General features: G+C 35.5%; 19 protein-coding genes. 10 read left to right on the top strand and 9 right to left on the bottom strand.

Translation table 11 applies throughout. From position 1 onward, the window contains the following. Positions 1-522: 522 nt before the first annotated feature. Positions 523-1,221, top strand: coding sequence for a DUF1826 domain-containing protein (locus tag C1638_RS04170; protein ID WP_109619083.1), 699 nt, complete (start codon positions 523-525; stop codon positions 1,219-1,221). Positions 1,222-1,240: 19 nt separating this feature from the next. Here the strand turns inward: C1638_RS04170 and C1638_RS04165 are convergent, their stop codons facing one another. After that, positions 1,241-1,723: a nuclear transport factor 2 family protein gene (locus C1638_RS04165; protein ID WP_109618459.1), complete on the bottom strand. Its 483-nt coding sequence runs from the start codon at positions 1,721-1,723 to the stop codon at positions 1,241-1,243. Between the two features lie 757 nt (positions 1,724-2,480). Here C1638_RS04165 and C1638_RS04160 point away from each other — a divergent pair. The 6 genes from C1638_RS04160 to C1638_RS04135 all read left to right on the top strand — a co-directional run bounded on the left by C1638_RS04160 (position 2,481) and on the right by C1638_RS04135 (position 8,417). Continuing rightward, on the top strand, positions 2,481-3,221 hold the full coding sequence (locus C1638_RS04160; protein WP_228428022.1) for a helix-turn-helix domain-containing protein: 741 nt from the start codon (positions 2,481-2,483) through the stop codon (positions 3,219-3,221). 151 nt (positions 3,222-3,372) lie between these two features. After that, positions 3,373-4,836: a serine hydrolase domain-containing protein gene (locus C1638_RS04155; protein WP_109618455.1), complete on the top strand. Its 1,464-nt coding sequence runs from the start codon at positions 3,373-3,375 to the stop codon at positions 4,834-4,836. A gap of 271 nt (positions 4,837-5,107) precedes the next feature. Next, positions 5,108-5,566: a hypothetical protein gene (locus tag C1638_RS04150; RefSeq protein ID WP_109618453.1), complete on the top strand. Its 459-nt coding sequence runs from the start codon at positions 5,108-5,110 to the stop codon at positions 5,564-5,566. Positions 5,567-5,590: 24 nt separating this feature from the next. Next, entirely contained in the window at positions 5,591-6,289 is a 699-nt protein-coding gene (locus C1638_RS04145) for a hypothetical protein (RefSeq protein WP_109618451.1), read from the top strand. 24 nt (positions 6,290-6,313) lie between these two features. Further along, positions 6,314-7,009: a DUF1266 domain-containing protein gene (locus C1638_RS04140; protein ID WP_228428020.1), complete on the top strand. Its 696-nt coding sequence runs from the start codon at positions 6,314-6,316 to the stop codon at positions 7,007-7,009. Positions 7,010-7,040: 31 nt separating this feature from the next. Next, positions 7,041-8,417, top strand: coding sequence for a serine hydrolase domain-containing protein (locus C1638_RS04135; RefSeq protein WP_228428018.1), 1,377 nt, complete (start codon positions 7,041-7,043; stop codon positions 8,415-8,417). A 439-nt stretch (positions 8,418-8,856) separates the two neighbouring features. Here the strand turns inward: C1638_RS04135 and C1638_RS04130 are convergent, their stop codons facing one another. From C1638_RS04130 to C1638_RS04110, 5 genes are all read right to left on the bottom strand, one after another. Continuing rightward, entirely contained in the window at positions 8,857-9,390 is a 534-nt protein-coding gene (locus C1638_RS04130) for a phage tail-like protein (protein ID WP_109618448.1), read from the bottom strand. Positions 9,391-9,452: 62 nt separating this feature from the next. After that, on the bottom strand, positions 9,453-13,943 hold the full coding sequence (locus tag C1638_RS04125; RefSeq protein ID WP_123838332.1) for a beta strand repeat-containing protein: 4,491 nt from the start codon (positions 13,941-13,943) through the stop codon (positions 9,453-9,455). A gap of 284 nt (positions 13,944-14,227) precedes the next feature. Next, positions 14,228-14,785, bottom strand: a complete 558-nt coding sequence (locus C1638_RS04120) for a hypothetical protein (protein ID WP_109618444.1) — start codon at positions 14,783-14,785, stop codon at positions 14,228-14,230. 46 nt (positions 14,786-14,831) lie between these two features. Continuing rightward, the gene (locus C1638_RS04115) at positions 14,832-16,568 is read right to left on the bottom strand and encodes a phage tail-like protein (RefSeq protein WP_109618442.1); all 1,737 of its coding nucleotides are present in this window, start codon (positions 16,566-16,568) and stop codon (positions 14,832-14,834) included. Between the two features lie 137 nt (positions 16,569-16,705). Next, positions 16,706-17,347 (bottom strand): hypothetical protein, encoded by a 642-nt coding sequence (locus C1638_RS04110; RefSeq protein WP_109618440.1) that lies wholly within the window; start codon positions 17,345-17,347, stop codon positions 16,706-16,708. A gap of 651 nt (positions 17,348-17,998) precedes the next feature. Here C1638_RS04110 and C1638_RS04105 point away from each other — a divergent pair. Then, positions 17,999-19,303 carry a T9SS type A sorting domain-containing protein gene (locus C1638_RS04105; RefSeq protein ID WP_109618438.1) on the top strand — a complete coding sequence of 435 codons (1,305 nt, stop codon included), beginning with the start codon at positions 17,999-18,001 and terminating at the stop codon, positions 19,301-19,303. Positions 19,304-19,339: 36 nt separating this feature from the next. Here C1638_RS04105 and C1638_RS04100 read toward each other — a convergent pair whose 3' ends face one another. The 3 genes from C1638_RS04100 to mnmE form a co-directional block, all read right to left on the bottom strand. Next, a complete protein-coding gene (locus C1638_RS04100) occupies positions 19,340-20,803 on the bottom strand; it encodes a tetratricopeptide repeat protein (protein ID WP_109618437.1) in 1,464 nt (487 codons plus the stop codon). Between the two features lie 334 nt (positions 20,804-21,137). Then, a complete protein-coding gene (locus tag C1638_RS04095; RefSeq protein ID WP_109618435.1) occupies positions 21,138-22,019 on the bottom strand; it encodes an AraC family transcriptional regulator in 882 nt (293 codons plus the stop codon). A gap of 168 nt (positions 22,020-22,187) precedes the next feature. Beyond that, positions 22,188-23,573 (bottom strand): tRNA uridine-5-carboxymethylaminomethyl(34) synthesis GTPase MnmE, encoded by a 1,386-nt coding sequence (gene mnmE / locus C1638_RS04090; RefSeq protein WP_109618434.1) that lies wholly within the window; start codon positions 23,571-23,573, stop codon positions 22,188-22,190. Positions 23,574-24,143: 570 nt separating this feature from the next. On the opposite strand from mnmE, the gene C1638_RS04085 reads away from it, so the two are divergent. Together C1638_RS04085 and C1638_RS04080 are read left to right on the top strand one after the other, a co-directional pair. After that, positions 24,144-25,142, top strand: a complete 999-nt coding sequence (locus C1638_RS04085) for a phage tail-like protein (protein ID WP_123838331.1) — start codon at positions 24,144-24,146, stop codon at positions 25,140-25,142. An 11-nt stretch (positions 25,143-25,153) separates the two neighbouring features. Next, positions 25,154-25,669: a phage tail-like protein gene (locus C1638_RS04080; protein WP_109618429.1), complete on the top strand. Its 516-nt coding sequence runs from the start codon at positions 25,154-25,156 to the stop codon at positions 25,667-25,669. Positions 25,670-25,985: the final 316 nt, after the last annotated feature.

Here is a 25,985-nt window from a genome sequence, read left to right as displayed (position 1 = left end):
GCTTCATAACCAATTTTTAAAGATGATTGGTAAATTGAATTCAAAAAATCTATATTTTTCTGTGCATTCCAACCCTTGTTTTCTGTATTTAAGGACTTGTCAATTTCTTGCTTTGTTTGAGAAAAGAGAAAGTTCGAAAAAAAAATCAGTAAGACTAATGTTTTCGTTACGTACGGGTATCTCATTAATTGTGTTTAGATTAAAAATGATTATATATTCAAATTATTTATTAAAAAGCGAGAATAATAATTAAATTTTACTATTCTAAGGATGTAGATGTGAATTCTTATGTAAAGTGTCTTGTATTTTATTTTTTTTACAAATACTAAGATATTGAATTGCAATCACACTTCAAAATAATATGTATATGAGAATGGGTAGGAATTTGATTACCAATATATAAATTTATAAAGGCAGTATTTGCTTGTTTTTTTCTATATTTATTTGCTCGTATAGAACCTATACAACCCTTTATTCATTATTTTTGTCTGGAATTAAATGATCAGACATTTTCTTACATATATGGACAATACATTTGCTGACAATAATCAAATTGAAATGGTTTCCAGTTTCTCAGAGCTGGTAAATACTGATTTTCATGGGAATAACAATGCGCTTTGTTGGCATAGAAGCTTACATGGAGATTTTGAAGAAATTGTGTCTAAACTTCAATTAAAAGAAAATGTTACGGAAATTTCTGTTGAAGATCTTTTAGAACTACAGCTAACGGAAGATGGAAGTGCTGCACGGGAAGTTATTTTAAAGGATTTGCAGGCATTAACTGATTTTGGAGCAGTGCCCTCTCTTAATTTGCTTAAAAGCTATGAAAGAGACGACGAGTTTGATTTTATTTCTACAGATGTGTATTCCTATCATGTAGATCGCTCACCTGTCAGTACTGATACTTTTTTATGTACTTACTATGGTGCAGCAAGTGATATCTTGCCTAATGATCAAGCAATGCAAAAGATTTTGATTCCGGAAATTAGGGAAAAGCTGAAAGAATTACACAACGGTACAGAAGATGAATTTGAAGCGTTTTTGAAAGAATATTATTTTGATCTTCATTATTCTCCTAAACCAAATGCAAAACCTGTTAATTTGGGCTTAGGACATCTTTGGAGATTAACTGTAGATCATCCGGAGCAAAAGGTTTTACCTTGTGTACATCGCGCACCTGTTGAAAAGGATGGTGAATACCGATTGCTGCTGATTTGTTAGAAAAATTGATGGATATTCTTTAATGTCCATAGCTGACAACTCTTGAAATTTTCCAGCCCTCCTCCGTATGTTTCCAAATATGAACGAACTTGAAAGTTCCACAATGGGTTAAAATTCCATTTTCTAAACGGCAGAACTGATGCAATCCTGATTGGATAGCTCCATAATCTTTAATAGGGTATACTTCCACGCTGTCTGGTACAAGTACTCTTCTGGTGTACGAATAATTTTTAGCCACTCTCCGAAAATTATCAACAGTCTCTTCATATCCTGCCAAACCACCAACATCATGAAAGAATTCAAGGTCTTTGGTAAAAAAGGTTTTAAGTTGATCAATATCTCCTTTATTGGCCACGTTGAAAAGTATGCTGTCTTTCTCCATAATTGTATTATACAGTTCTTTAGAAACAGGTGTGTAAGGTTTTGTTTGAGAAAAAACCGGTGACCACAATAAACAACACAGTGTAATAGAGAAAAATCTTGTTAATATAATTTTTTTCATGGGTTCAGGTAAAGATGAGATCGGTTTATTGAGTAAATCTAAGCATTAAATTTTCTACTGATCTAAAGTTTTCCAACAAATTAATATACCTAATGAAAATTTGAAAAATACACGTAACTCAAAGTAAAAGAGAATAGTAGCTTTGTGATAAAATTCAATGCATGTTTTAAGAAAGTGACTTGGATGATCTTTTTCCCTGCACGACATAAGTACACATTGCTTTGCATAATAAAAAAACGCTGGAAATGTCAATCTAATTTTTATATTTGCATCTGTCAGATTTTAAATCTAAAGAGATTGTAAAGATTATAATACAAGGTCTGAAAATAAACTAATAATAAACAAAGAATAGTAAGAAATGGATAAAATTAATTTATTAATTATTGTGAATATAATCTCTTTATTCATTTCCTTGTTTCTTGCATTTTTCCTGATTACACTTAAAACAAAGTACAAAACAAGTAATTCTTTGTTTGCTGTTTTTTTACTGTTAAATGCAATAGATATTAGTGAGCCTTTGTTTAACATGCTAACTGATGCCCCATCAAACCTGGGAATGTTTAGGACCACTTTCGCTTTCCTACAAATTCCTGTCTTTTATCTTTATATAATATCAGTTTGTTACTCTGATTTTAAGTTAAAGCCGAAATATTTACTACATCTGCTTCCCTTTTTAATTGTTAATTTGGTTTTGCTTCCTCGTTTTTATGCTGTAGATGCAGCATCGAAAATGAGTTTTATTCAGAATCGCCAAAATATGATAGAGTTCCAATTCATTCATATTTTAATACATCTTCAGATCGTTATATACATCATTGCTGTTTTTAGGGTGCTAAGAAAATCAAAGAAACTCTATCTTGAAAATTATGCAGGGAAAAGCATCAACTCCTATAATTGGCTATTTCAGTTTACCATTGTATTGACCATTTTATATACGGTAGCTCTTTTAAAAAACATCTTTAAGTTTTCTGATTATCCATACATTTCGGAATGGATCAAGATCGGACTTTGGATATCTTCTCTCTTTATTTTCTGTTGGTATCTATTTAAGGCATTAAATAATCCAGGTCTTTTTAGAAATATTGATTCAAAACTAAAGCTTGTTTCCGAGCTTGTTTCCGAAGAAAAAAACAATGAACAATCACCAGAACATGAAAGAGAGTATAATGAAGAACTCTTGAATTTAAAAAAATATATGGTTGAGAAAAAACCTTATCTTAACTCCTCACTAACCATTCAGGATGTTTCTAAAGAGACTGAAATTCCTGTTCGGGACCTGTCTCTTTTAATCAATCATCAATTAGGACAGCATTTTTATGATTTTGTTAATACCTATCGGATCGAGAGTGCGATGAATATTTTAAAAGACAATACAAAAAGTAAGGTAACCATCCTTGAAATTTTGTATGAAGTTGGCTTTAATTCAAAATCTTCTTTTAATACTGCTTTTAAAAAACACACCGGAAATACACCTACTTTTTATCGCAAAAGTGTGTAATTCAGTATTTTGTGATTACTCGTACCTTTTTTTGAAAGATTCGCACCTATTTTTTTGAATAAATGTGATCGATTAATTTTATTCGGTCGCATACATTTAATGTCTTCCACATCTTTGTATCGAAATAAATTTTTAACCAAAATACGATACAATGAAAAGCACCTTTTACTTACTAATCCTTATGGTACTGGTTTCAAGTTGCCAAACAAGTAGAAAAGTTTTTGCAGAAAAAAAAGACTTTAGATTTCTTACAGATAGTTTAAAAGTCGAACAACAATTAGAAAAGTATAAGCTTCCGGGGGTGAGCCTTGTTGTTTTTGAAAATTACAAGATTGTATATTCAAATCAGGTAGGAGTGAAATCAATGAATTCTAAAGAAAAATTGGATGTAAACACTGCTTTTTCTACAGCATCAATTACAAAGCCAATCACAGCACTTCTTTGCCATATTCTTGAAGAAAAAGGCTTAATTAACCTGGATGAGCCTATTGATAAGTACTTAAAACGATGGCATTTACCAAAAAGTAAATTTACAGAAAATAATAGCCCAACCTGGAAACAGTTTTTTAATCATACTTCGGGGACAAACCAAGGTGGGTTTTCGGACTATTATGAGGGAGATGTAATTCCAACTATAAAACAAAGTCTTTTAGGACAAATACCAAGATACGATAAGGAAATTGAGTTCCTGTTCACGCCGGGAACCAGCTTTGAATATAGCGGTGGGGGATATGTAATTGTTCAAATGGCATTAGAAGATACTTTGAATAAATCTATTGCAGAACTAGCACAAGAACATCTTTTTTCGCCTCTTGGCTTGACGAATACCACCATGATACAGCCTAATGAAAAAGGATTTCCAACAAATGTTGCTTCTGTTCACGATAAAGATGGAAAAGTTATTAAAACAGGCTTACCTATTACACCGCAAATTGGAGCATCAGGAGTATGGTCTACCCCTACAGATTTGGCTAAGCTTTCTATTGAGATACAAAATGCTTTACGCAATAAAAATAACAAAGTAATCTCTCATCAGGTCGCCAAAAAAGTAACAGAAGTAACAGCTTTAAAAAATGCCGTTGGAGGTTGGGGCTATGGATGGCAAAAGTCTGTTGCTTACAACAACTATGACTGGTTTACGTGCAATGGTTCTAATACTGGAGTGGGAGGGAGTATTTTTGCTACTATGGAAGATGGAAATGGTTTTGTAATTCTTGCAAATGGTGAAAAGCCTAATCGTATTCCCGTGATGAACGATGCCCGCATAAAGCTTCTGACCCTAATGAACTGGAATAAGAAAATATCCAATGAAGACATTCAGGAACTCCCTTTGAGTTTAAAAAAGCAACTTATCGGAACGTATAACGATTTTCTTTATGGACAGGGTGCAGATACTAAAATTGTAGAAAAGAATAACCGTCTCTATGTTGAATCTCTATTCTTGGGATATTTTAAAGGAAAAAATGAGAACGAATTGCAGTATCTGAAAAATGGGACTTTTAAAATTGTAGATTATCCGAACGTATTAAAATTTGATTTCAGTAATGGAAAAGTAAATTCTGTCATCTTAACAAGAGATTCCATGAAGGCGGAGGTTCAAATTACTAAAAAATAAATACAGATATCTCATGAAAAAACTACTGACTTCCAGATCAGGAGGTGAAAGCTGAAGATGCTTTAAGAGTTGCCCATATTAAACTATTGAAAAATATACAGGCAACAGACACAAGAACAGAACTAAGTCCATCTGAAATAGAACAGTTTATCCATAAGTTAAAACCATAAATTAGTAATAGCTCAACAATACTTTTCTCAGGCATATAAGCATTGTAACATCCAACAATGTTGTCTGATTGTACATATGAGCCAAAATCAAATATCGAAAAATGATAAAACAAATTCTCTTATTATCTTTTGTTTCAATGTTTACAATAAATTTTGTATCAGCAAAAGCAAAAATTCCGTTTGGTAAAATTGACAAAATAGAAATTATAGCAGATTTACCCGACACGGAGAAGTATGCTGTGAGTAAAGACTCAAAAGAATACCTGGATTTAGCAAGAATGCACCAGGAATATAATATTGCCTGGATAATTCCAGCTTGGATAACGCAGGAACCCAAATTGGTTTTGGCAAAAAAAGATAGTGATGAATATTTCGAATTAACTAATGAAGAGCTTGATCAGATAGTGAGCGAAAATAAATTAGATAAAGAAAATTTTTTGAAGCTTGGGCTTTACACACAATATGGAGGGAAACTCATCATACTATTGATTATCGGACTCATCGTTTATGGAATTTTTTCTAAAGACAAGCCTAAAAAAATAAATCCAACAAACATTTAAACAAAAAACTTAAACCAATAAAGAATGAACACATTATTTTTAATTCCAGTCGTATTAATAATTGCAGGTATTGCTTTCATGATCATCATGAATAAAAAACATAAAACCGCAAAATCAGAAATTAACTTAGATTCTGAAAGAAATAAATACAACCAATACAAACAAGAGCTTTTAGCACAGGATTTTTCAAAATTAACACAATGGATGAGAGGTAAACCCATTGATGCTTTTACTTCTGCATCTGTTCCTCAGTCAATAACCAACAAAGTACAGGAGCTTGTAACTGATGGGATAAAAAATGTAGCATTATCTGCAATAGGAGTAAAGCTTAAAAGAATTGAAACAGATTGTTTTTGGGTTTTAAGCGGAAACGATTTACATTTTTTCAGCACTGATACCGTTGGCGAATTAGATGAACACATTGTATTTGATAATTTTAGAATTGAAACAGCCAAACTCCAGTATGGAGGTGTTTTGAAATCGCAATTGGGTGTTTATGCAAAATCATCAGAAGAATATTTACCCAAAACACATGTTATCACTTTTGATATTGACGGAAGTCCTTTATCTCTTGAAATTCATGATAGACTTAATTATATGGTGGATCCGGAAGATATGCTCAATCTAAAAAAACAATTAGAAACAAGAGCAAAATATCAGGTAGTTGGTGAAAAATTCGTCAAAATCTTACAAGATAAATTTTCAAACCTAAAAATAACTTAAAGTGATATGGGTTTTTTTTCAAAATTGTTAAATTCATTTAAAAGCATACGATTAAATGATGAAAACATTGTAAGTGGCTATTTTCTAGATCATTTGCTCATAGGTTCAATGTATGCCGAACAACAGTCGGCATACTTGAATTCTTATCAAACAGGTTTAGACAAATCAGATGTTACAAAGTTAGTTGACACCTATTGGGGAATATCAGACCACCATCAAGCTATAGAAATTCTCCAAAGCTTGCACACAAGAAATCAAGATGAAAATCTTGATACTGTATATCGAGCATTTGAAAATTCAGAAAACTATTTTGATATTCTAAGATCAAATATACCAAACGAAGAGAAAGTTTTTGACTATTATTTAGGCCTTTTCAGAAAACTGAATAATGTTGTTCCTGAATTAATTGAGCAGAATATTATCACAGATTTTGCTCAGTTAAAAGAAATAAAAGATAGCGGTTGGAATTATGGAAGAGGTGTGTTTTTAGCACGTTGCTGCTACGAATTAGATCATATTTCTGAAAAAGAATTCGTAGAATATTTAGCAAAATCCCATCAGGAATTGAAAAGATATTGCAGCACCTGGAAAGAATATACAACGAGTTATATTTTTGGAAGGGCAATTTGGAGTGGAGGCAGTAATAATGGAATGGTACAGATTGCAAATGACCTATTGAATAAAAAACAAAGCCCACTCAAAAATAAGATATACATTTGATTAGAAAAAAATATGTTCAAAACTAACAAGCATGATAAACTCAAAAGTATTATTTTTTTTAGGAATTAGCTTACTCCCTCTCAATGGTTTTTCACAAACCAAAACAATCGAGGAGAAAGGTAGTTTAACCGAGAATAAAATGAGTCTCTCTAAAAAAATGTCAAGTTATATGCAAGCCCAGGCAGATATCAATGGGTTTAGCGGGACTGTATTGATCGTAAAAAAGGATTCTTTACTTTTACGGGAGGCTTATGGATACGCGAACTACGAATGGGGGATAAAAACAACTGTCAATACAAAATTCAGCTTGGCTTCAGTAAGCAAACAGTTTACGGCAGCAGCTATTCTGCAATTAGCAGAGCGTAAACTTTTATCCGTTGACGATACTCTAAACAAATATTTTCCTGGTTTTCCAAAAGGTGATCAAATTACAATTCATATGATGCTTTCTCACATGTCGGGGCTTCCAATGGATTTTGATGAACTTTACCTTAACCAAGTTTCTTTAACTCAGGATCATGTATTGAATTATATTGCTCGAAAAGAACTTTTATTTACACCCGGAGAGCAGATTTCATATAGTAATATTGGTTATTATCTGCTAGCACGCATTATAGAGAAAGTAAGTGGCAAAAGCTATTCGATGTATTTAAAAGAGAATATTTTTGATCCTCTGAAAATGAATGAAACAGGCGTTATAACCAATGACGAAGTGATACCCAATATGGCTGACCGATATATCAGGACAGGGAAAAATTATAATAAAAATCCATATATCAATTGGGTGTTCAATATTGGACATGATGGGATTTATTCAACAGCGGATGATCTGCTAAAGTGGGATAAGGCTCTGTACGGTACAGTAGTTTTAAGTGATAAAATGAAGCAAGTGATGTTTACTTCATATAACGAACAAAACTTCGGATATGGTTTTCTGATCAATCCATTTTATAATCAGGGACATCGACTAATTGCTCATGACGGTGGTTTTTTCGGAGCAATGACTTCTCTCAACCGTTATACAGATGATGATTTGCTTATCGTTGTTCTTTCTAATAATCAGTCTCCATCTTACTTGCTTGCGTATGGATTAGCTGCAATATGCTTTGGTAAAGATGTGGAGCTTCCATACCATCATCAGAAAGCTAATAAAAACAATATGTCTCTTTATAAGCTCTTTACGGGAAGCTATGAAGATATTAAAATCATTGAAAAAAACGGGAAGCTCTATTATAAAGACTTTGATATTGAACTGTTTCCGGAATCAGACAATAAATTCTTCAGATCAGATGATGATAACCGAACCGTTGAATTTATTAAAGATACCCATGGAAAATACTCTAGTATTAAATTGACTAAGGCTGGGGTAGTGGAAATACGAAAAAAAACTATTTTAAATAACAATTAGCTACAACCATAACCCTAATGCTATAATTATTTAAGCAGGAATGTAATTCAAAAAGGAAAGTCTTCAAACTAAGATAACAATCTAATTTGAAGACTTTCCTTTTTAATAATACAAAGAACCCTTTAAATGTAGCTTTCAATAAGCATAATTATTTTAGCTTACCCGAAATCAGGCTTCTTCAAGCTAAATGATTTTTTTGGTTACTATATGATTGGGTTTTCGTTAGAAATTAATTACAGTGCAGGATATTTCTATCCTGCTTTCTGCAACCATTTCTCTCATCATCTGTTGTTTTTGAGTCTATTATAATATATGAATCAGGGAGGTCAGACAATATATTATAAGCTTTAGAAAAATGCCGGGCTGGAAAAAACTTATGAAAAAAAAATGTAATTAAGTATAAAATAATGCCCGGCTAAAAGAGTTGGTAATGTTAAATTTATTTCCAATAATTCCAGTTTACACCATCAAATACAGCAATTGTTTTGCTTACCGTATCATAGCACATCATCCCGGGATATGGGCTTTTCACGCTGGTATGCGGATTGGCAACTTGTGGTAGAATCATTGCTTTTGTAGCTCCTTCAAGTACCAATACTCCTTTTGCAGGAGTTGTATTAGCTCCAATAATTACTCCTTTTCCGTTTTCAGAAGATGTATTACTGTTTGCTGCTAGTGCGGTAGTAACAGCTCCCGTATCGGAGAGAGTCACCCACTGGCTGTTTTCATACATCTTTACCTTTTTATCAGACTTATCAAAAAGGAAAGTTCCATTGTTATCTGTTACGGTTGCTGCAAGTGCAGTATTGGTATTTTCTACCGCTGGTAAAATAATCCCTTTGGTATTGCCCGCTGCATTGTCAAAATCTAAAATGGTAGTTGTACCCGTTACAGACTGTTTTCCTATTGCCACTTGCCCAAACATAAAAGATGAAAGTGAAGCAAATGCAAATGCATATAATGTTTTTCTCATTTTATTTTATTGTTTTAAAAGCCTTGTTGGGATATTAATACCCCAACAAGACCGGGTTAGAATTAATTATTACAGCTTCTCTGGATACATTTCCATGCTGTGCCATTGTACAGTTTTACACACTGGGCTGCAATGTCATATACGATCATCCCTTCTTTAGGATCTGTAACGGCAGATGACTGCGCTACTCTTGTAATGACAAAACCGCTTTCTTTGGATTCTAAAGTAATGTGCCCATTCGGTACGTTTTCCGGCCAGCCCGTAAGCTTCGTTTGGGTAGTGATACCCATTTTAGTCGGAATGCCTGCTAGAGAAAAATCTCCTGGCTTGGTACAATATGATGGGGCAGAAATAGTAATTTTACCATCTTCTACTTCTCCACCAACTGCCACTCCTGTAGGGTTAGCAATTTCAGAACTAACTTTTGCTATTCTTATACGGTAATACGTATCTCCTAATGTAAGCCCCGAAAGAGCAGTCCATGTCAATGTAACACTGGTAGCCCCATTTGCAACAACAGCAGTAACAGATTCAGCAGCATCAAAAATTCCATTTTTATTGAAATCAATCCAGGCTTTGATGTTCGCTCCTACACCTGTAGAGTTTACTACCGGTACCGTAATACTGTATGAAGTATCAACTGTAGTTAATACTGGCAAGGTTACGCTGTTTTCGTCATTAATATTATTGGTATCATCACCATTGGCATTGGCATTTGGAAAACCATCATTTTCCAAATCGATCTTGCTTCCTATCATAAGTGCAGACGTATTGTTGGTAGCATCGTACAGAGATACTGTATGCTGTGCACCGTTAGACGCAAGCACCGTTTTATAAGTATCCGGAGCATCCCCAAAATCAGATATTGCAAAAGGTATCGGATATGCGCAGCTTGCTAAATCTCCTGATGCTCCGTTTGTAACAGGACCTATCGAAACAATCGAGAAATTATTATTCATTTTGAATAATGTTGAAGCATTAGTAATCAAAAGCTCTCCGGCTGCCGAAAAAGCAATTCCGTTCGGGCTGTTTCCTATATCTTGTTTTGCTATCTGCTCTAAGACTAATGGTGTGGCACCAAGGCTTGTGGTAGGGACCGTGTTTTTCACTCTGAAAATATATGCTGTTGGACTTGATACAGTGCCTGCCAAAATCCACAAATCACCATTTCCATCCATTGCGATATCTCCTCCATTATAAGTAGACATAATCGTGTTAAGATTATTTCCATTCTGATCTACATAGTTATTGGTAATAATGGTCCAAGTATTTGCAGAAATATTATAATATTTTAAAGTATTACCTTGCGTTATAGCATAATATCCGGTTCCATCATTAGTAACTGTACCTCTGTAAATAAATCCGTTTGTACCTGCCAACGTCTGATAGGTGTTGGCTATCGGATCATAACTAACAAAAGTATTATTAGCAACAGCACCACCCTGGGTTTGTACATAATAAAATTTGCCGGTAAGGTTGCTATATCCCAATGCATTGGCTTCAGTTGTTGCAACAGGATATGGTGTTGTATTAATAACAGCCCCTAATGCGCCAGAAGATACCGGGTTAGTAAATGCTTTGATTTCTCCATTATTATCCAATGAATATATTTTCCCAGAACAGTTATATGGCATTACATCCGTATCCGTTGCAGTATTATTAGTCGCATTGGTATCATTGATATTGCTTGGCGGGGTAATACTAACTATATTCGTTAATGCTCCGGTAAAGGTTGTAGGTACTGTCATTGTTATTTCATACGTAGCTACAGCTCCCGGCGGCAGGGCCAGACCTGTATCGTTAAGCGCACCTGTACCTATTGCCGCTCCACAAACAGCACCACCTGAAGTTGGTGTACATTTCCAGCTTACTGTCGCTGCATTGATACCCGCAGGAACAGGATCATTAACTGTAATATTTTGTGCACCAAAACCGGTTGCAGAATTACTGACAACCACAGTATACTTGCGTATTTCGCCAGGTATATATGTATCATTAGCCTGATCGTTTGCTCCTGATGCTGGTGTATTGGTTTTAGTTACTGACAAGTCAGTATCCAACTTGATTGATGCTGTTGGGCAACTTGCACCATCACCGGCAGCTTCAGGGGGTGCCGAACTTGCTACAGTAGCTGCCCCCGTAGCAGGATCTATGATATACATTATGCTTCCATTGGTAACATATAAAGCATTATTAAAGCTCCATACTGCTACGGCACCTATCGATGGTGAGGAATTACCGACGATTGTTACTATTCCTGAGACAGGATTTATGCTAACTAGCTTTCCATTATCAATCCCATACAGAAGACCATTATACCAAGCGATATCAGCAGCTTGGACTCCCATATTCATATTAATAGTAGTTGCAGTACGTGTTGCTATATTGATCTTGTACAGCTCATTAAAACTATTTCCTCCTATTACATAAAAATCACCGGACGGAGAGATCGCGCCATTATCATGAGAGGTGAAAGCATCAACACCACTTACAGATCCCAAATCAACAGTGCTGCCGTCCGATCCGATCCTGATAAGGTGATTATAGCCGCCCAGAATAGCCCCCCCATAATATAAACCATACAGATAATTATCCAATGGATTGAATACCATAGCATTGAGAGGTAATGTCCCTGTGCCTAGTGAGGTGTATGTAAATGGTGTGGTTGCATAATTTACCTCATATAAAGTAGAAACACCAGATACTACACGAGTTAAGAACATTTTCGCACTACAATTGCCGAAATTGGGCTGACAAATATTAACCGTAACATTCACTCCAGCAGAAGCAGGGCTAGTACATCCTCCCAGTTCTCTTGTAACTGTATAAGTTCCTGCTGTAGTGGCAGTATACTGATAAAAAATAGCTCCCGGAATTATGGTACCATTACGATACCATTGGTAAGCACCTGTAGTATTATAATCTGCAGTAAGCTGAACGCTTCCGCCTGTACATAGCGCTGTCGGGCCTCCTGCCGTAACATTCAGTTGAGGCGGAATTGAGTTTACCGTTACCGTTGTTCCTGCAGAGGCTGAGCTTGAACAACCGCTAGTTGTTACAATGACAGTATAGGTTCCCGAAGTATTGAAAATATAGGATTGTGCTGTTGCCCCGGGAATAATGCTTCCGTCTTTGTACCATTGGTTACCTGTTGCTGAAGAAGAGGTTAAAACTACACTTCCGCCTGTACAGAATGTCGTTGGCCCTCCTGCAGAGATGGTAGGAGTTGGAGGTATTGAATTTACCGTTACCGTTGTTCCTGCAGAAGCTGCGCTTGAACAACCGCCAGTTGTTACAATGACAGTATAGGTTCCCGAAGTATTGAAAATATAGGATTGTGCTGTTGCCCCGGGAATAATGCTTCCGTTTCTGTACCATTGGTTACCTGTTGTTGAAGAAGAGGTTAAAACTACACTTCCACCTGTACAGAATGTTGTTGGTCCTCCTGCAGAGATACTGGGAGTTGCCGGTGTAGGATTTACCGTTACCGTTGTTCCTGCAGAAGCTGCGCTTGAACAACCGCTAGTTGTTACAATGACAGTATAGGTTCCGGAAGTATTGAAAATATAGGATTGTGCCGTTGCTCCTGGAATAATGCTTCCGTCTTTGTACCATTGGTTACCTGTTGCTGAAGAAGAAGTTAAAATTACACTTCCACCTGCACAGAATGTCGTTGCTCCTCCAGCCGATATGGTAGGAGTTGGAGGTATTGGATTTACCGTTACCACTGTTCCTGTAGAAGGTGAACTTGCACAACCGCCAGTTGTTACAATTACAGTATAAGTTCCTGAAGTAGTGGCTGTATAGGTTTGCGCTGTTGCTCCTGAAATGATAGCTCCGTCTTTGTACCACTGATTACCGGTTGTAGAAGAAGAGGTTAAAATTACACTTCCGCCTGTACAGAATGTCGTTGCTCCTCCTGCTGAAATGGTAGGAGTTGGAGTAACTATGGTCGTTGTCAGACTGACGCTTCGCAACGTGATGTCATCACCCGGAATTCCGGTAGTTGTATTATAACGGAAATTTAACGAGCCAGAATTGGTAACATTGCTTGGAAGCATTACCGTCATTGTTGCAGTCACTCCTGATGAAGTTCCCGATGGTAGCATGGGAACAGTAGAATGACTGCCCGATGCGCCATTGAAATAAGTAACGGCTGCACTTGCAGATACACCGTATTGGGTACTGATACGCATATATAATGTGCCGGCGTAAGACATCTCAAATGTCATAGGCTGTGATAAAGTGGCGGGAGCGGAATCATAAGGCCCCACCTGTAATGTAAATACAGGAGATGTATTTCCCTGTGGGTTTACATTATTAATCGTTTGACTAAGGTTATTATTCTGTTGACTGTCTCTCCGAAAGATTATTCCTCCTCCGGCACTATAAGAACTTACGTCGGGATTGCTCAGATCCCAGCCTGTACCACTCCAATTAAAACTTGGTCCTCCAACCAAATTTGGATTTGTGATCCGTTCTGCCGTACATTGGGCATCAAGATTCATATAACTTATTACTATGAATAAGCCTAATAGTAGTCGTTTAATCATTTTTTAATCATTTTGAATTAGCTAGGTTTAAATCTTTTTTCATTCATCACAATTTCTGAGGAGTTATTAACTTATCAGAAACTTTATTTTAGCATCCTGAAATCCTTTTTTGCGGTTATTAACCTTATTATTGAGGTAAGGGTCTGCAAGTTTAAACTTATGCAGTATCCTTTTTCAGGTTGAAAACCACAGAATCGGTATTCGGAGCCATATTTTTGTGGTTGCGAACCTCGAATTTGGGGTTGATTTACCTCAACGATGGATCTGGGAACGCTAAATGAGTATTATCCTTCCGGTGTGGGAGGATCTTCTGTACCGCTGCCACCATTATTGCCACTTCCGGTGCGGGAAAAGAACTGCCCAATCTCCTGTTGTTTGGTATGAAAGCCTGCACTGCCGGCATCATTCCTATAGCGGGTGTACTGGTAGTCGGTAAGGGAAGCCTGGTAATTGTCCCAGTCGTGAAGGATCTTGGCATTTTCCACACCCCTCGCCAGCTCACCCAACTGTTCAAACAGATTTTGCAGAAAGCTGCGGCTGCCATAATCTTTCCCGAATTCTTCCCAGTTCACATCGGGACTGCTGAGCTGGGGCTGTGCATCACGGTAATCTTTTACCTTGTTTACCATCAGCTTATTCTGCTCGTTGATGCTGCCATATTGCTGGCGTTCTTCGGACGTAAGCGAAGCAAGTTTACCAGATAGTAATGTTTGTAATGTTTGCATTGCAGCTTTTATGTCCGTTTCTTCTACCTGGGAAAAATGACGGCTTTCAAAATTTAAGAAAGGCATGATATTGTGTTTGTGCTTGTTAATAATTGTTTTTCTTATTTCATTGTACATTTCTCAGTTTAATCACTTACAGGGAACTGAAAAAATTGGATATTAATTATTGTAACTTTTCTACAAATAATGTAATAGAAGAAGCTACTGCCGGCACTGCTCCGTTTGCAGCAATATCCCCATTCGTATTTGCTGTTACACGATAAACATCTTTGGTATTATGTAATGTTATGATGGAGTAGGCTATATCTCTATTGCCAGGATTGATGTCTCTTGTTGCGTTTCCTACTTCACCGGTAAGGCTGTACCAGGTTCCTGCTACAGAAGCCTGTCTTCCCCATTCTTCTAAATTTGTACCTCCATTTCCTCCTTTATGGTATAATATGGTAACATGGTTGGATTGGGATACTTTATATTCAATATTGGCTGCACTGGAAGATGTTCCGTTGAACCTAAAGGTTATATTTCCGATGCTTACTTCAGAATCTGTAGGGGTAGTGGTAGTAAGCGGGCTTACTGTTTTTCTTGCATAAGTGAGGTTTTGGACACCTGAAGGATTGGTCCCGGGTAATCCGTCTACATAACCCAACACTCCGTTAGCATCTGCAACTACAGTTTTGGTAGCCATAAAGGTTTGGTTCTGCGTGGCAGAAGCAGTGCCGTTACCCTGAGTATAGATGGCATTAGCAGCTCCATTTGCAGGAAGGTGACGGACTCTGGCTGTACCAGTGCCCAGATCTAAGAACTCAGTAGGTTTTGCAGTTGCTTCTATTCCTGTGATCGCGATACCGGTTTTACCACTTTTAAGGACTGTCATTGCATTATTTGAGACATTTGTGTTAAAATCTCCATTACCGACCTGAAAAGCAGCATCAGTTCCCATCACATCGTTTGGATTTCCTGTTGTAATGGCATTAAGCTGCCCCACCACAAATTCGGTCATAGAAGAGGCAACCGTACTTCTACCTGCAGCAGTAGAAGCTATCCCGTTTGCTGTTGTATTTTCTCCTGTTGCTGTAGCAAAATTGTTACTTGCGGTGGTATATTCTCCCGTCGCTGTTGAGGCATACCCACTTGCTGTGGTAATGCTTCCCATTGCTGTTGAGGCTTCTCCGCTTGCATTAGATGACAATCCCATTGCGGTTGCATATTTTCCGCTTGCCTCTCCACCAATTCCCAAAGCTATAGAACGGTCGCCACTTGCTGTTACTCCAGAACCTAAAGCTATTGACTGACTACCTGATGCTGTATTGCCGGTTCCAATAGCAACGGAATTAGTCTCCGAAGCTGTGTTTTCTTCACCCAAAGCAATAGAGTTAACTCCTACAAGTCCTATATGTCCTGTGCCGCCGCGTATAGCACCTTCCACATCCAGCATTACAGGATTTGCACCGTTAACGTATACACTATTTTTACCGACAGCTATGCTCCCGGTTTGATAGATATTTTGTGTATTAGCAGTCGCGGGGTTTGTAGTGCCTTGTATGTTCCAAGGCTCGGTAGAAAGTGTAGTACCGTTACCAATTCTCTGCCATATCGTTCCATCGAAATAGAAATAACCGGTAGAGGTTACATTTATTGTTTTTACTGTAGTGTCTGCAGGCAATAATGCTTCGGTTATATAAACAATGGCTCCCGTTTGAGATCCTGCATACAATGCATCTTTAGCTTTCAGCTCAGAGCCTTTTAATCTAGGAGCTATAAAGCCATCTGTTTTGGTAGCATCTGAAGGGAATGCCATAATATCTAATGTTGCTTTTGGCTGGTCTGTGTTAACCCCAACCTGAGAAAAAAGGAAGCCAGAGCTTAGCAAAGCTCCTAAAAATAGAGTAGATTTTTTCATCTGATTTAAATTTGATTAATTGATATGTGAAACAGTGATTTTCCGGATGACCACAATACCATCTGTTTACCAAAATTTTGTATTAGCCTGCATATCAATAAACATAGTATGATAAGCGAATAAGTTCTGAGTCATTTTTAAACCCAAAATGGAGGCGCCCTATCAGATATAAAGAATTTCTCTGCAAACGAGTATTCGTTATTGTAAAAGAGAGAAATAGGTCTTTTGAAAATCATCTCAAAAAAAGAAATATAACCTGGAAAACAGACTGTTCCTTTATTGTGCTGCGTAGTTAAAGATACTTTAGCTGTTTTAGTAATGGTCTCAAAAGGACTTTCATTTTGTACAGGACTTCTCAAAGTAAAAAGATTTTCCCTTGACTCCTGAGATATTGCAGGAGGAATTTTCTTTTTTTGACTCTCTTGTTTTCTCGCTATTGTAAGGGAATGCTTTTCAGAAGATGAGGAGGGGGCTACATGCGCAATATAACCGTTGAATATTTTATCAACCCCAAATAAGGATGTTTCTCCTATAATGTATATTCGAGAACTATTGATATTCTGTATCGGGTATTTTTCCGGCTTCTTTTTTTCATAATCATTACTGTCTGTAACAGAATTCGTAATAAAAATAAGATCCTCTTTGGGCTGGGTTATATTTTTATTAATGATGAAAGCTTGGGCAACTATCGGAATGCTGTACACAAAAGCCCACAAAAAAAGCATTCTACTGAAAAGCCGAATGTTTCCTGAATAGAAATATGTTTTTTTGGCAAGCAAAGTAATTAAATTGATGTTTGTTAAAAGGATCTTGTTACAAAGCAATAAAGTAATGGTGTAGATTCATTAACACCAGTTTGTGCGTATGAGAAAGCAGATAATACTGTTGCTGAAATCAATGTGTCTTTTTTTTTCAATAATGTGTGTGTGTTTATTTTGATGCAATGAATTTGAATATTAACTACAGTGTAATCACAATAACTATCTCCCCATTATATGCATAATGAAATTTAACAATCTGATATAATGATAGATAAATTTGTACACTCATGAATAATACGATGGATGGATGGTGAACTTCTTGTAAAGAAAAATGGGTTATATCGCAGATGAACTAATTTTAATATACTTTTTCAACTATGCAGCTTGCATATTTATTAATATACTTAAGATCATTTAGTTATGAAAGACTATGGATATAATGGGTACCTAAATATGAATCTATTTCACAGTATTGTTATTGAAATTGTTCATTTTTGTGAGCCTAATACCCCGTTTTATATGAAAGAATTATGGCAAATCATTGTCTGATATTTTTATTATGCTAAAGCTCAGTAAGAATCTTTCCCTGATGCTACGTTATAGATGAAAATATCCCAGCTTGTTTCTCCATTCAAAATAAAACCTAACACAATAACAAAAATCTAAATTATGCTAAAAATTCTATCTAAAATAGCTGTGCTTTCGATGGGTGCTCTTTTTTTCTCAAATGCTTACGGGCAAGTTGTTATACTAGGAAATAACTTACAACCGAGCAGTGTATCTAATACTGGAACTGTTGTAGGAATTTATCAAAACTCTAACTTTTTGTGGACACCAGGAAACGCACTTGTAAATATGGGTGATGTTTCAAATGGATCTTCTTACTCTGGTGATCCGGATATTTCTAATGATGGGACAAAAGCAGCATTTACAAGTACCAACCCTGCTACCAACCTGAATGAATTCACTTTATATGATGTAGGTACTCAGATTCGTACTTACGTAGGAGGGGGGAGTAATGATTTTTCCGGCACTATCGGCAGTGCTTTTGCAATGTCTGGTAATGGGAATTATATTGTGGGACGAGGATATTCAGCAAATTCTCCACAGGTATCTCTTCCTACAAAATGGGAAACAGCAGCGGGAACAACCGAATTGCAAATCAATTCTCCACAAGGAGGAGGTGCCAATGGCATCAGCATCTCCGGAAATGTAATTGGAGGATTTCTCAATTCTCAATTTGGAGAAATGATGGGTACTGTATGGAAAAATGGCACACCTACCATGATTATTGATAATAATGGAATGCCAATGACTTATGTTACGAATGTGTCTGATGACGGTAACTGGGCTATAGCAAACAGCTACGATCAGTCGGCTACTATCTGGAATGAAACCTCCGGAGTCATCACAATCCCACCCATTAATGTAACTACCCAAACGCATACAGGTTATCCTACAGGTATTAATTCTAACGGCACTAAAGTGGTAGGCTATTACCGAGATGCTTTTAATCCCACTTTTGATACCAACGAAAGCTTCTTCTGGACACCTTCTACCGGAAGTATGCTTCTCAGTCAGTATGTCGCAAGCTTAGGATTGGATACATTAGGTATTAATTTTATCTTACCTACAGATATATCTTCCAACGGAAAGTATATTACTGGATGGGGAATGAAAAATGGTACTATGCTAGGATTCCGCATAGAAGTTCCCGACTCGTTTTTAGGAGTTAATACTATTAGTAAAAAACAAATATCAATCTATCCAAATCCTGTAAAAGATATATTGAATATTGTCGGTGCAAATACTATTTCCGATGTGAAAATTTATGATATGACCGGCAGAAATGTTCTTGAGATGAAAGAGATCAAAAATAGAAAAATTAATATCAGCAATCTATCCAAAGGGATCTATCTGCTAAAGGCAGTGATAGACAGGAAGACAGAAATACTGAAAGTTATTAAAGAATAAATTCTTAAAAAGCCACTCTTAAAAGAGTGGCTTTTTTTACAGATTATTAAACCAGACATACAGGTCATCATTCGAGGGAATATTGAATCTCTTCCGTAATCTCGTTTTCCTGTTTTGTACCGTTTTAACTGAGGTAAATGTATAGTTTGAAATTTCTTTTGTAGAAAGATTCAGTTTGATAAAAGCACAAAAAGTGAGTTCGGAATTATGAACATCCGGGCACATGTGAATAATCTTTTCACAAAATCCAGGATACACTTCTCTGAATCTTGACAAAAAAGCAGGACTGTTATTTTTAGCAAGAGATAGAATCTCACCAAAAGAATCATTTACTTTAGATTGCAGTTGTTCAAGCTCCTTTGTCTTTTCTTCAATAATGGTTTTTTCTTCCTGACGGGATTTCTTTTCTTTCGTATAGTTTTTAAAAATATATACAGACAGTAATGATAGAGAAACCAGCATTACAATAATGCCTCCTATGATCCAATACAAGTGCTTTTGCTGTGATTCATTTTCTTCCCTTAAATCTTCTTTAATGTTTTTGTTGGCTACTATTGCGCTTTGTTTATTAATGACATTAAGACTATCAGATAAGTGAGAATACTTTTTAGCATAGATTAAGGCATTTTCCTTATCTCCGGATTTATCATACATTTCGGTGAGTGTTTGATAAATAGTTTTTAAATCTATAGGATTACCTAGCTTAGCAGATATTGCTTCTGCGCTTTTATAATAATAAAATGCACTGTCCCAATTATTTTTTTCCCGGTATATTTGTGCTAAAGTCTGGAAAACAGAAGTTTTGACCTCATCACTTATTTGCTTGTTTTTTATTACTTTCTGTGAATAGAATAACGCCGAATCTAATTTTTTTGCTTCAAAAAAACTAGTGCTTATATTAATGTAAGCGGAATTTAATAAGTTCTTTCTCTCCGGACTATCCTTTAATTGCTGATACTGAATTGCTGATTTCTTCAGATAAAGCAATACAGAGTCCTCGGGCATCTTTAGTTCAATATAAAGTGCTGCTTTGAGATCATAAGCTTTCCCTAGAAACCGGGATTTTTTATCATTATCATTTATTTTATATGCCAGACTCAATGATTTTCCAATTGCTACTTGCGCATCATCATACAAGCCTAAATTAGTAAAAGCAAAAGCTTTACTCTGAAGTGTATAAATTTTATACTTGATGTTATCCGGATTCTTTAGCTGTAGATTTTCTATCTTTTCAAAGTAAGGAATGGCATTTTTATATTGTGCCTTTAACATATACCAATCGCTGATTTTAGTAAGCGCACTGTACATTCCTTTTTCGTACTTTATTTTTTCGGATTCTCTATATATGTTGTTCAGAAAGTCTATATTCTTCTTTAAATCCCAATTATTCGGCTTTTCAGTGGATGTCAGCAGGCTGTCTATTTGTTTTGATGAATAAGTGGTTTGAGAATATAGAAAAGGAAATATGAAAAAAATGATAATAAACTGGATTTTATACATTTAAAAAGATTGTGTTTTTTAGGTTCTGGAAAAATATAAAATTGAAAAAAAAGATTTGTAACGAAATATTATTAATTAGTGGGTTATTTTGAACTCACAAAAATGCACAATTTGCAAAGTAATGCCATAAACCACACCATGTACTTAGGTACCCATTACATGCATACTCAGATATAGTTGTCTGATTTTAAGTTTGTTAATTTAAAATAAAGGCATCTGCAGAATAAATTTTATTTTGATAATCTTTTCTCATTAGACTAATCTATTGGTTTTAAGATTACAAAATTACACAGTGGACAATCTTTTTTTATTACAAAAAAGCGAATGAAATTTATTAAAAAGCGAATGTGTTCTGAATTGAATTTCTGAATTGCTTAGGCGTAATCCCCGTATGTGTTTTAAAAAAAGTCGTAAAATTGCTGATTTCATTAAATCCCAACTGAAAAGCAATGATACTTATGCTGGATTCTTTATAGGCAAGATTTCTTTTGATTTCAAGAATTAAACGATCAGTAATCCATTTTTTTGGTGTACTTCCTTCAATCTCCTGAAATGCTTTCTGCAGTGTTCTTAAGTTAACATTCAGCTTTTCAGCGTAGTATTTCAAACTGTGCTTGGAGGTAAGATTACTATTAACTAATGATTTAAACCTGTAAACCAACATTCTGTTATTATGTAAGCTCAGTGTAGCTTCTTGTGGTTTGTAAATTTCTTCAGCAATCAGTAAAATATTAAACAAGTAATTATTTAAAATTGAAGATTGTATTTCCGAGTAAGGTCTTTCAAGTTCCTTGCTTATGAAATTAAATAAAGAAGCTACCTCATCATATCGTTCTTTAATTTTAAAATAAGGCAAACCCAGCGGATCATTGAACAATGCCGACGTCCAGAAAAAATGTGTATGCTGATTGCTTTTACAAAAAAAACTCTGGGTGAAAATTAACACCCTACCTTTATAATCAAGTGGCTGATGGAATTGATTGATCTGATTCTGAGACAGAAAAAGAATAGATTTCTCTTCGACATTAAAAGTATTGAAGTCTACCGAATGTTTTCCCTGTCCTTCTTCGAAAAGATGAATTACATAGAATAATGTTTTATGCGGTCTGAACAATTCGATAGGTCTTGCCAAAATCAATTCTGACAATGTTTTAGTATTTATACATTGCTTACTACCATTCGCATATAAAAAAGGTTCAATATCAAACTCTTGCATTGAGATCTAATTATGATATAAAGATAAAAAAAATGGTTTTAATTTTTAACTAATATCATTTTTGAGGTATTGTAAATAGTCAATTAAATAAAATTAGAGTGAGTGATATTGAACTTATTAATATAGTGATTGGTATTATTGTAATCAACATACAATCTAAAATACGGTCTACTTTCCGATACAAAACTTAGAGAAAATATTTCCCAATACTTCATCATTCGTAACTTCCCCGGAAATCTCACCAAGATGTTCTAGTGCATTTCTCAGTTCATAAGCTAGAAGCTCAGTGGAAATTTGGAAAGAAATAGCTTCCTTTACCCTGTCTACAGCATCCAGTGACTTCTGTAAAGCTTCAAAATGACGCTGGTTGGTGATTACAACATTATTTTCTTCAGTTTTTAAATGCTCAACATAGGATGAAAGTTCATTTTTCAAATCTTGGATGTTTTGGTTTTCAACCGCTGAAATCTTAATGAAATCAAACTCTTGAGAAATGGCATTTCTGAAGATATCTTCTACCATTTCGTATTTGGTAGGAGTAACTTCATCAATTTTTGTTGCACAGATAATCAACTTCAGATCTTCTCTCAAAAGAGACTGAATCATTTCAATATCCTCTGAAAAGTTTTCGGTTGCCGCATCTGCCAGATAAACAAGAATATTGGCATTTTCTACCTTTTCTTTAGCTTTTTTTACTCCGATAGCTTCAATTTCATCCACTGTTTCACGAAGTCCAGCAGTATCAATCAGTCGGAAAGCATGGCCTTTGATATGAAGAATTTCCTCAATCGTATCTCTCGTTGTTCCTGCAATATTACTTACAATTGCTCTTTCCTCTTTCAGAAGAGAATTCAGAAGAGTGGATTTTCCGGCATTAGGCTTTCCAATGATGGCTACGGCAGTTCCGTTTTTGATGGCATTTCCGTACTGGAAGCTTTCAATAAGAGAATTTAACTTGAGTTCTATTTTATCTAATAATCCGCTCAATGCAGTTCTGTCTGCAAACTCTACATCTTCTTCTGCAAAATCTAATTCTAATTCAATTAAAGAAACAAAATTGAGCAGATCAGTTCTTAATAACGAGATTTCATTGGTAATTCCACCTTTTAATTGGTTAATGGCTACCTTTCTGGACGCTTCATTTTCAGAAGCAATAACGTCAGCAATGGCTTCTGCTTGGGAAAGGTCAATTCTGCCATTAATAAAAGCGCGAAGAGTAAATTCCCCTGCTTTAGCCATTCTTGCTCCATTTTTAATAAGTGTTTCAAGAATACGTTTCCCAATGTGTGGCGAACCATGAAAAGCAATCTCCACAGAGTTTTCTGTAGTGAAACTTTTCGGAGCCAGAAAAATAGAAAGCATAATTTCATCAATAGCTTCCTCTCCATCCATAAAATATCCATAGTGAATGGTATGGGATTTTTGTTTTTCCAGTTTTTTTGCAGGAAAGCACTTTTGAACTATGGGTAAAGCATTGTCTCCAGATACTCTGATAATACCTAGGGCACCTATTCCATTAGCTGTAGCTAGTGCACAAATGGTCTCGTTATTCATGATGCAAATTTAAGCTTTTTAATATAAATTTTTAGCGCAAATAATAATGTAGATTATCTATTATTTTGATTTTTAAAATTATGAAAAACATATATAGTTTAAAACTATCGGGGCTGTAAGGATGATGTCTTTAATGTTATTCTTGATAACTGCGAATAAAATACTTGTAGTTTTGTTTTTTAATAAAATTCATAAAGATTGATGTGTTTTTTTATTGCAGAAAAATTAATAATAATGATAATAACATTGAAATTTTAAATAATATAAAAAAATACCTTGGATATGTGTTAATTTTATATCAATAAAATAATGTTTTCTAGTTTTTAGTATTTGTTTCCAAATTGTGTGTTATAAAAAGATATTATTTAATAAATATCAATTTCTATGCAATAGTGTATTGATATTTAGTTGTTAAATGAAGTTTGGTATGTTAATTGTTGATTAGGCTTGCGGCGATATTAAAATGTTATTTAATTGACTTTAAATCGCGAATAATTTGTTAATTTAACTTAAATACATATGAATAACTTAATTTTTTTCCAAATTAATAAAAAAATCATTTTTTTATTAATGCTTGCTTTTTATGGGGTACTCGGTGCTCAGTGTACGCCCTATACCGGGCAGATTATGACAAGCGGAAATACATACTGTATCAATGGAAATTATACAATGGCAAGCGGGGTTACTATTCCTAATGGAGCGACTCTTATTGTGCAGTCTGGGCAGTTTCAGGTTTCTGGGATTCAGGTAATGGGGGATCTGGAAATTAATGACGGGGCCAGTGTTATATCTACCGGATCTATTACTATTGGAACATTCGGGTCTAAGGTAGATTCAAAAATCAAATTAGGAACAAAATCTTTTATTTCCCTTACCGGATCTGTTATTCAGGGAGATCCAAGTTTTGGAGGACTTTATACCGGAACTTCTATAATTGAAATGGGTAGCTGGAGTGCTGTGGAGATATGTGGAACCTTTACCCAGCAGTCAACAACCTATCCATCTGTTAAATATGTAGGTGCTCCTAATGCTAAGGCTTATTGTATTGCCAAGGCAGATGTAAGTGGGGGTGGAGGTAATTCTGTAATCAGTGATGATAGTGAGATTGTTACAATTGCTATGGGGTCTGTTGTAGGGCTTGGTGCCGGAGCGTCTAGTTTCTGTGGTCCTAATGCGACATCGGCTATGTGTCCGTCTTTATGGCCAACTGGGTTGTCAGATGATAAAGGCGTGTGTGGTAATGCTCCTGCGATTATTAACGAATTAGATTCATTCTGTACGAAACCGGCTGCTACGGGAACCCCGGATGGTTTTACCAAATTCGGAATTACAATACAGCAGAAAGCAAATGCGTGGCCTGAAAATGTTCCCAATGGTTTTCTTGCTATGGAAGCAAAAAATAAAGGCTTTGTGATTACAAGAGTTCAGCATGTAAGCCAGACTCCGCAAATTGGGGATGCTATTGTTGATCCAAAAGAAGGGATGTTGTTGTATGATATTCAGGATAAATGTGTGAAGCTTTATAACGGTACCGAATGGAAGTGCGTAGAAAGAAGCTGTAACGATTAACTTAAAATAATATGAAAAATATAAAAAATATAAGCATAGCAATTGCTCTTGTTTTCTTTAATTTATCTATTGCTCAGGTAGCATTAGGGAAGCAGGTGGTAGATGGCGCTAGTACGGTTCTGGATTTTAATAATTCATCTGGAAACACAAAAGGTTTGATTCTTCCTGCTACTTCTGGGCTGCCTACCGGAACTCTGGTTAATGGTACATTTGTGTTTGATGTGACGGATAATAAGGTTAAGGTATACGAAAATGATGTTTGGAAACCTTTGTCTGATGCTGGAAACTCATCAGCTGTTGTTGCTAATAATTCTGCAGAGGTGGGAAAAGGTGTTATTATTGGAGCTTCATCCAGTGTTGCAGATGGGGTTTTGGTATTGGAATCTGCTGATAAAGCAATGGTTCTTCCTCAAATTGCAAATCCTCATGTTAATGTAAAGAGTCCATATCCAGGAATGATGTGCTATGATACAACCAGTAAGACATTGGCAATATTTGATGGTACAGTTTGGAATTACTGGAAATAATCCGATATAAGATATTCCGGGAATGCCGGCATATAAGTTTATAATGTGTATGAAAGCATTGGTATAGGATTTATACCAATGCTTTTTTATAAATGGAAGTGATGGAGGCTTTTGGGTATTAAATCTTCTATGTGCTAAAAAATAAGAGATCACAACTTTAAAAAGTGCAATCTCTTATGATTAAACAAATAATGTAGATGTAATATCCTTGGCTTAGTCAGCTTACAGATATTGGTTCATCATAAAGTCTTGTGTTGATATAGGCCTCTTTTTTTCAGTTTGTGTCTTGTTGGTGATATTTGTTTAGCTTATTAAA

The sequence above is a fragment of the Chryseobacterium oncorhynchi genome (genome assembly GCF_002899895.1).
GTDB lineage: Bacteria > Bacteroidota > Bacteroidia > Flavobacteriales > Weeksellaceae > Chryseobacterium > Chryseobacterium oncorhynchi.
This window is presented reverse-complemented; position numbering and strand designations above follow the sequence as displayed.

Bases quoted from the DNA above. Each gene is read 5' to 3' on its own strand.
- C1638_RS04170 (WP_109619083.1), top strand. From the start codon at position 523: ATGGACAATACATTTGCTGACAATAATCAAATTGAAATGGTTTCCAGT.
- C1638_RS04165 (WP_109618459.1), bottom strand. From the start codon at position 1,723: ATGAAAAAAATTATATTAACAAGATTTTTCTCTATTACACTGTGTTGT.
- C1638_RS04160 (WP_228428022.1), top strand. From the start codon at position 2,481: ATGATAGAGTTCCAATTCATTCATATTTTAATACATCTTCAGATCGTT.
- C1638_RS04155 (WP_109618455.1), top strand. From the start codon at position 3,373: ATGAAAAGCACCTTTTACTTACTAATCCTTATGGTACTGGTTTCAAGT.
- C1638_RS04150 (WP_109618453.1), top strand. From the start codon at position 5,108: ATGATAAAACAAATTCTCTTATTATCTTTTGTTTCAATGTTTACAATA.
- C1638_RS04145 (WP_109618451.1), top strand. From the start codon at position 5,591: ATGAACACATTATTTTTAATTCCAGTCGTATTAATAATTGCAGGTATT.
- C1638_RS04135 (WP_228428018.1), top strand. From the start codon at position 7,041: ATGATAAACTCAAAAGTATTATTTTTTTTAGGAATTAGCTTACTCCCT.
- C1638_RS04130 (WP_109618448.1), bottom strand. From the start codon at position 9,390: ATGAGAAAAACATTATATGCATTTGCATTTGCTTCACTTTCATCTTTT.
- C1638_RS04125 (WP_123838332.1), bottom strand. From the start codon at position 13,943: ATGATTAAACGACTACTATTAGGCTTATTCATAGTAATAAGTTATATG.
- C1638_RS04120 (WP_109618444.1), bottom strand. From the start codon at position 14,785: ATGTACAATGAAATAAGAAAAACAATTATTAACAAGCACAAACACAAT.
- C1638_RS04115 (WP_109618442.1), bottom strand. From the start codon at position 16,568: ATGAAAAAATCTACTCTATTTTTAGGAGCTTTGCTAAGCTCTGGCTTC.
- C1638_RS04105 (WP_109618438.1), top strand. From the start codon at position 17,999: ATGCTAAAAATTCTATCTAAAATAGCTGTGCTTTCGATGGGTGCTCTT.
- C1638_RS04100 (WP_109618437.1), bottom strand. From the start codon at position 20,803: ATGTATAAAATCCAGTTTATTATCATTTTTTTCATATTTCCTTTTCTA.
- C1638_RS04095 (WP_109618435.1), bottom strand. From the start codon at position 22,019: ATGCAAGAGTTTGATATTGAACCTTTTTTATATGCGAATGGTAGTAAG.
- mnmE (WP_109618434.1), bottom strand. From the start codon at position 23,573: ATGAATAACGAGACCATTTGTGCACTAGCTACAGCTAATGGAATAGGT.
- C1638_RS04085 (WP_123838331.1), top strand. From the start codon at position 24,144: ATGCTTGCTTTTTATGGGGTACTCGGTGCTCAGTGTACGCCCTATACC.
- C1638_RS04080 (WP_109618429.1), top strand. From the start codon at position 25,154: ATGAAAAATATAAAAAATATAAGCATAGCAATTGCTCTTGTTTTCTTT.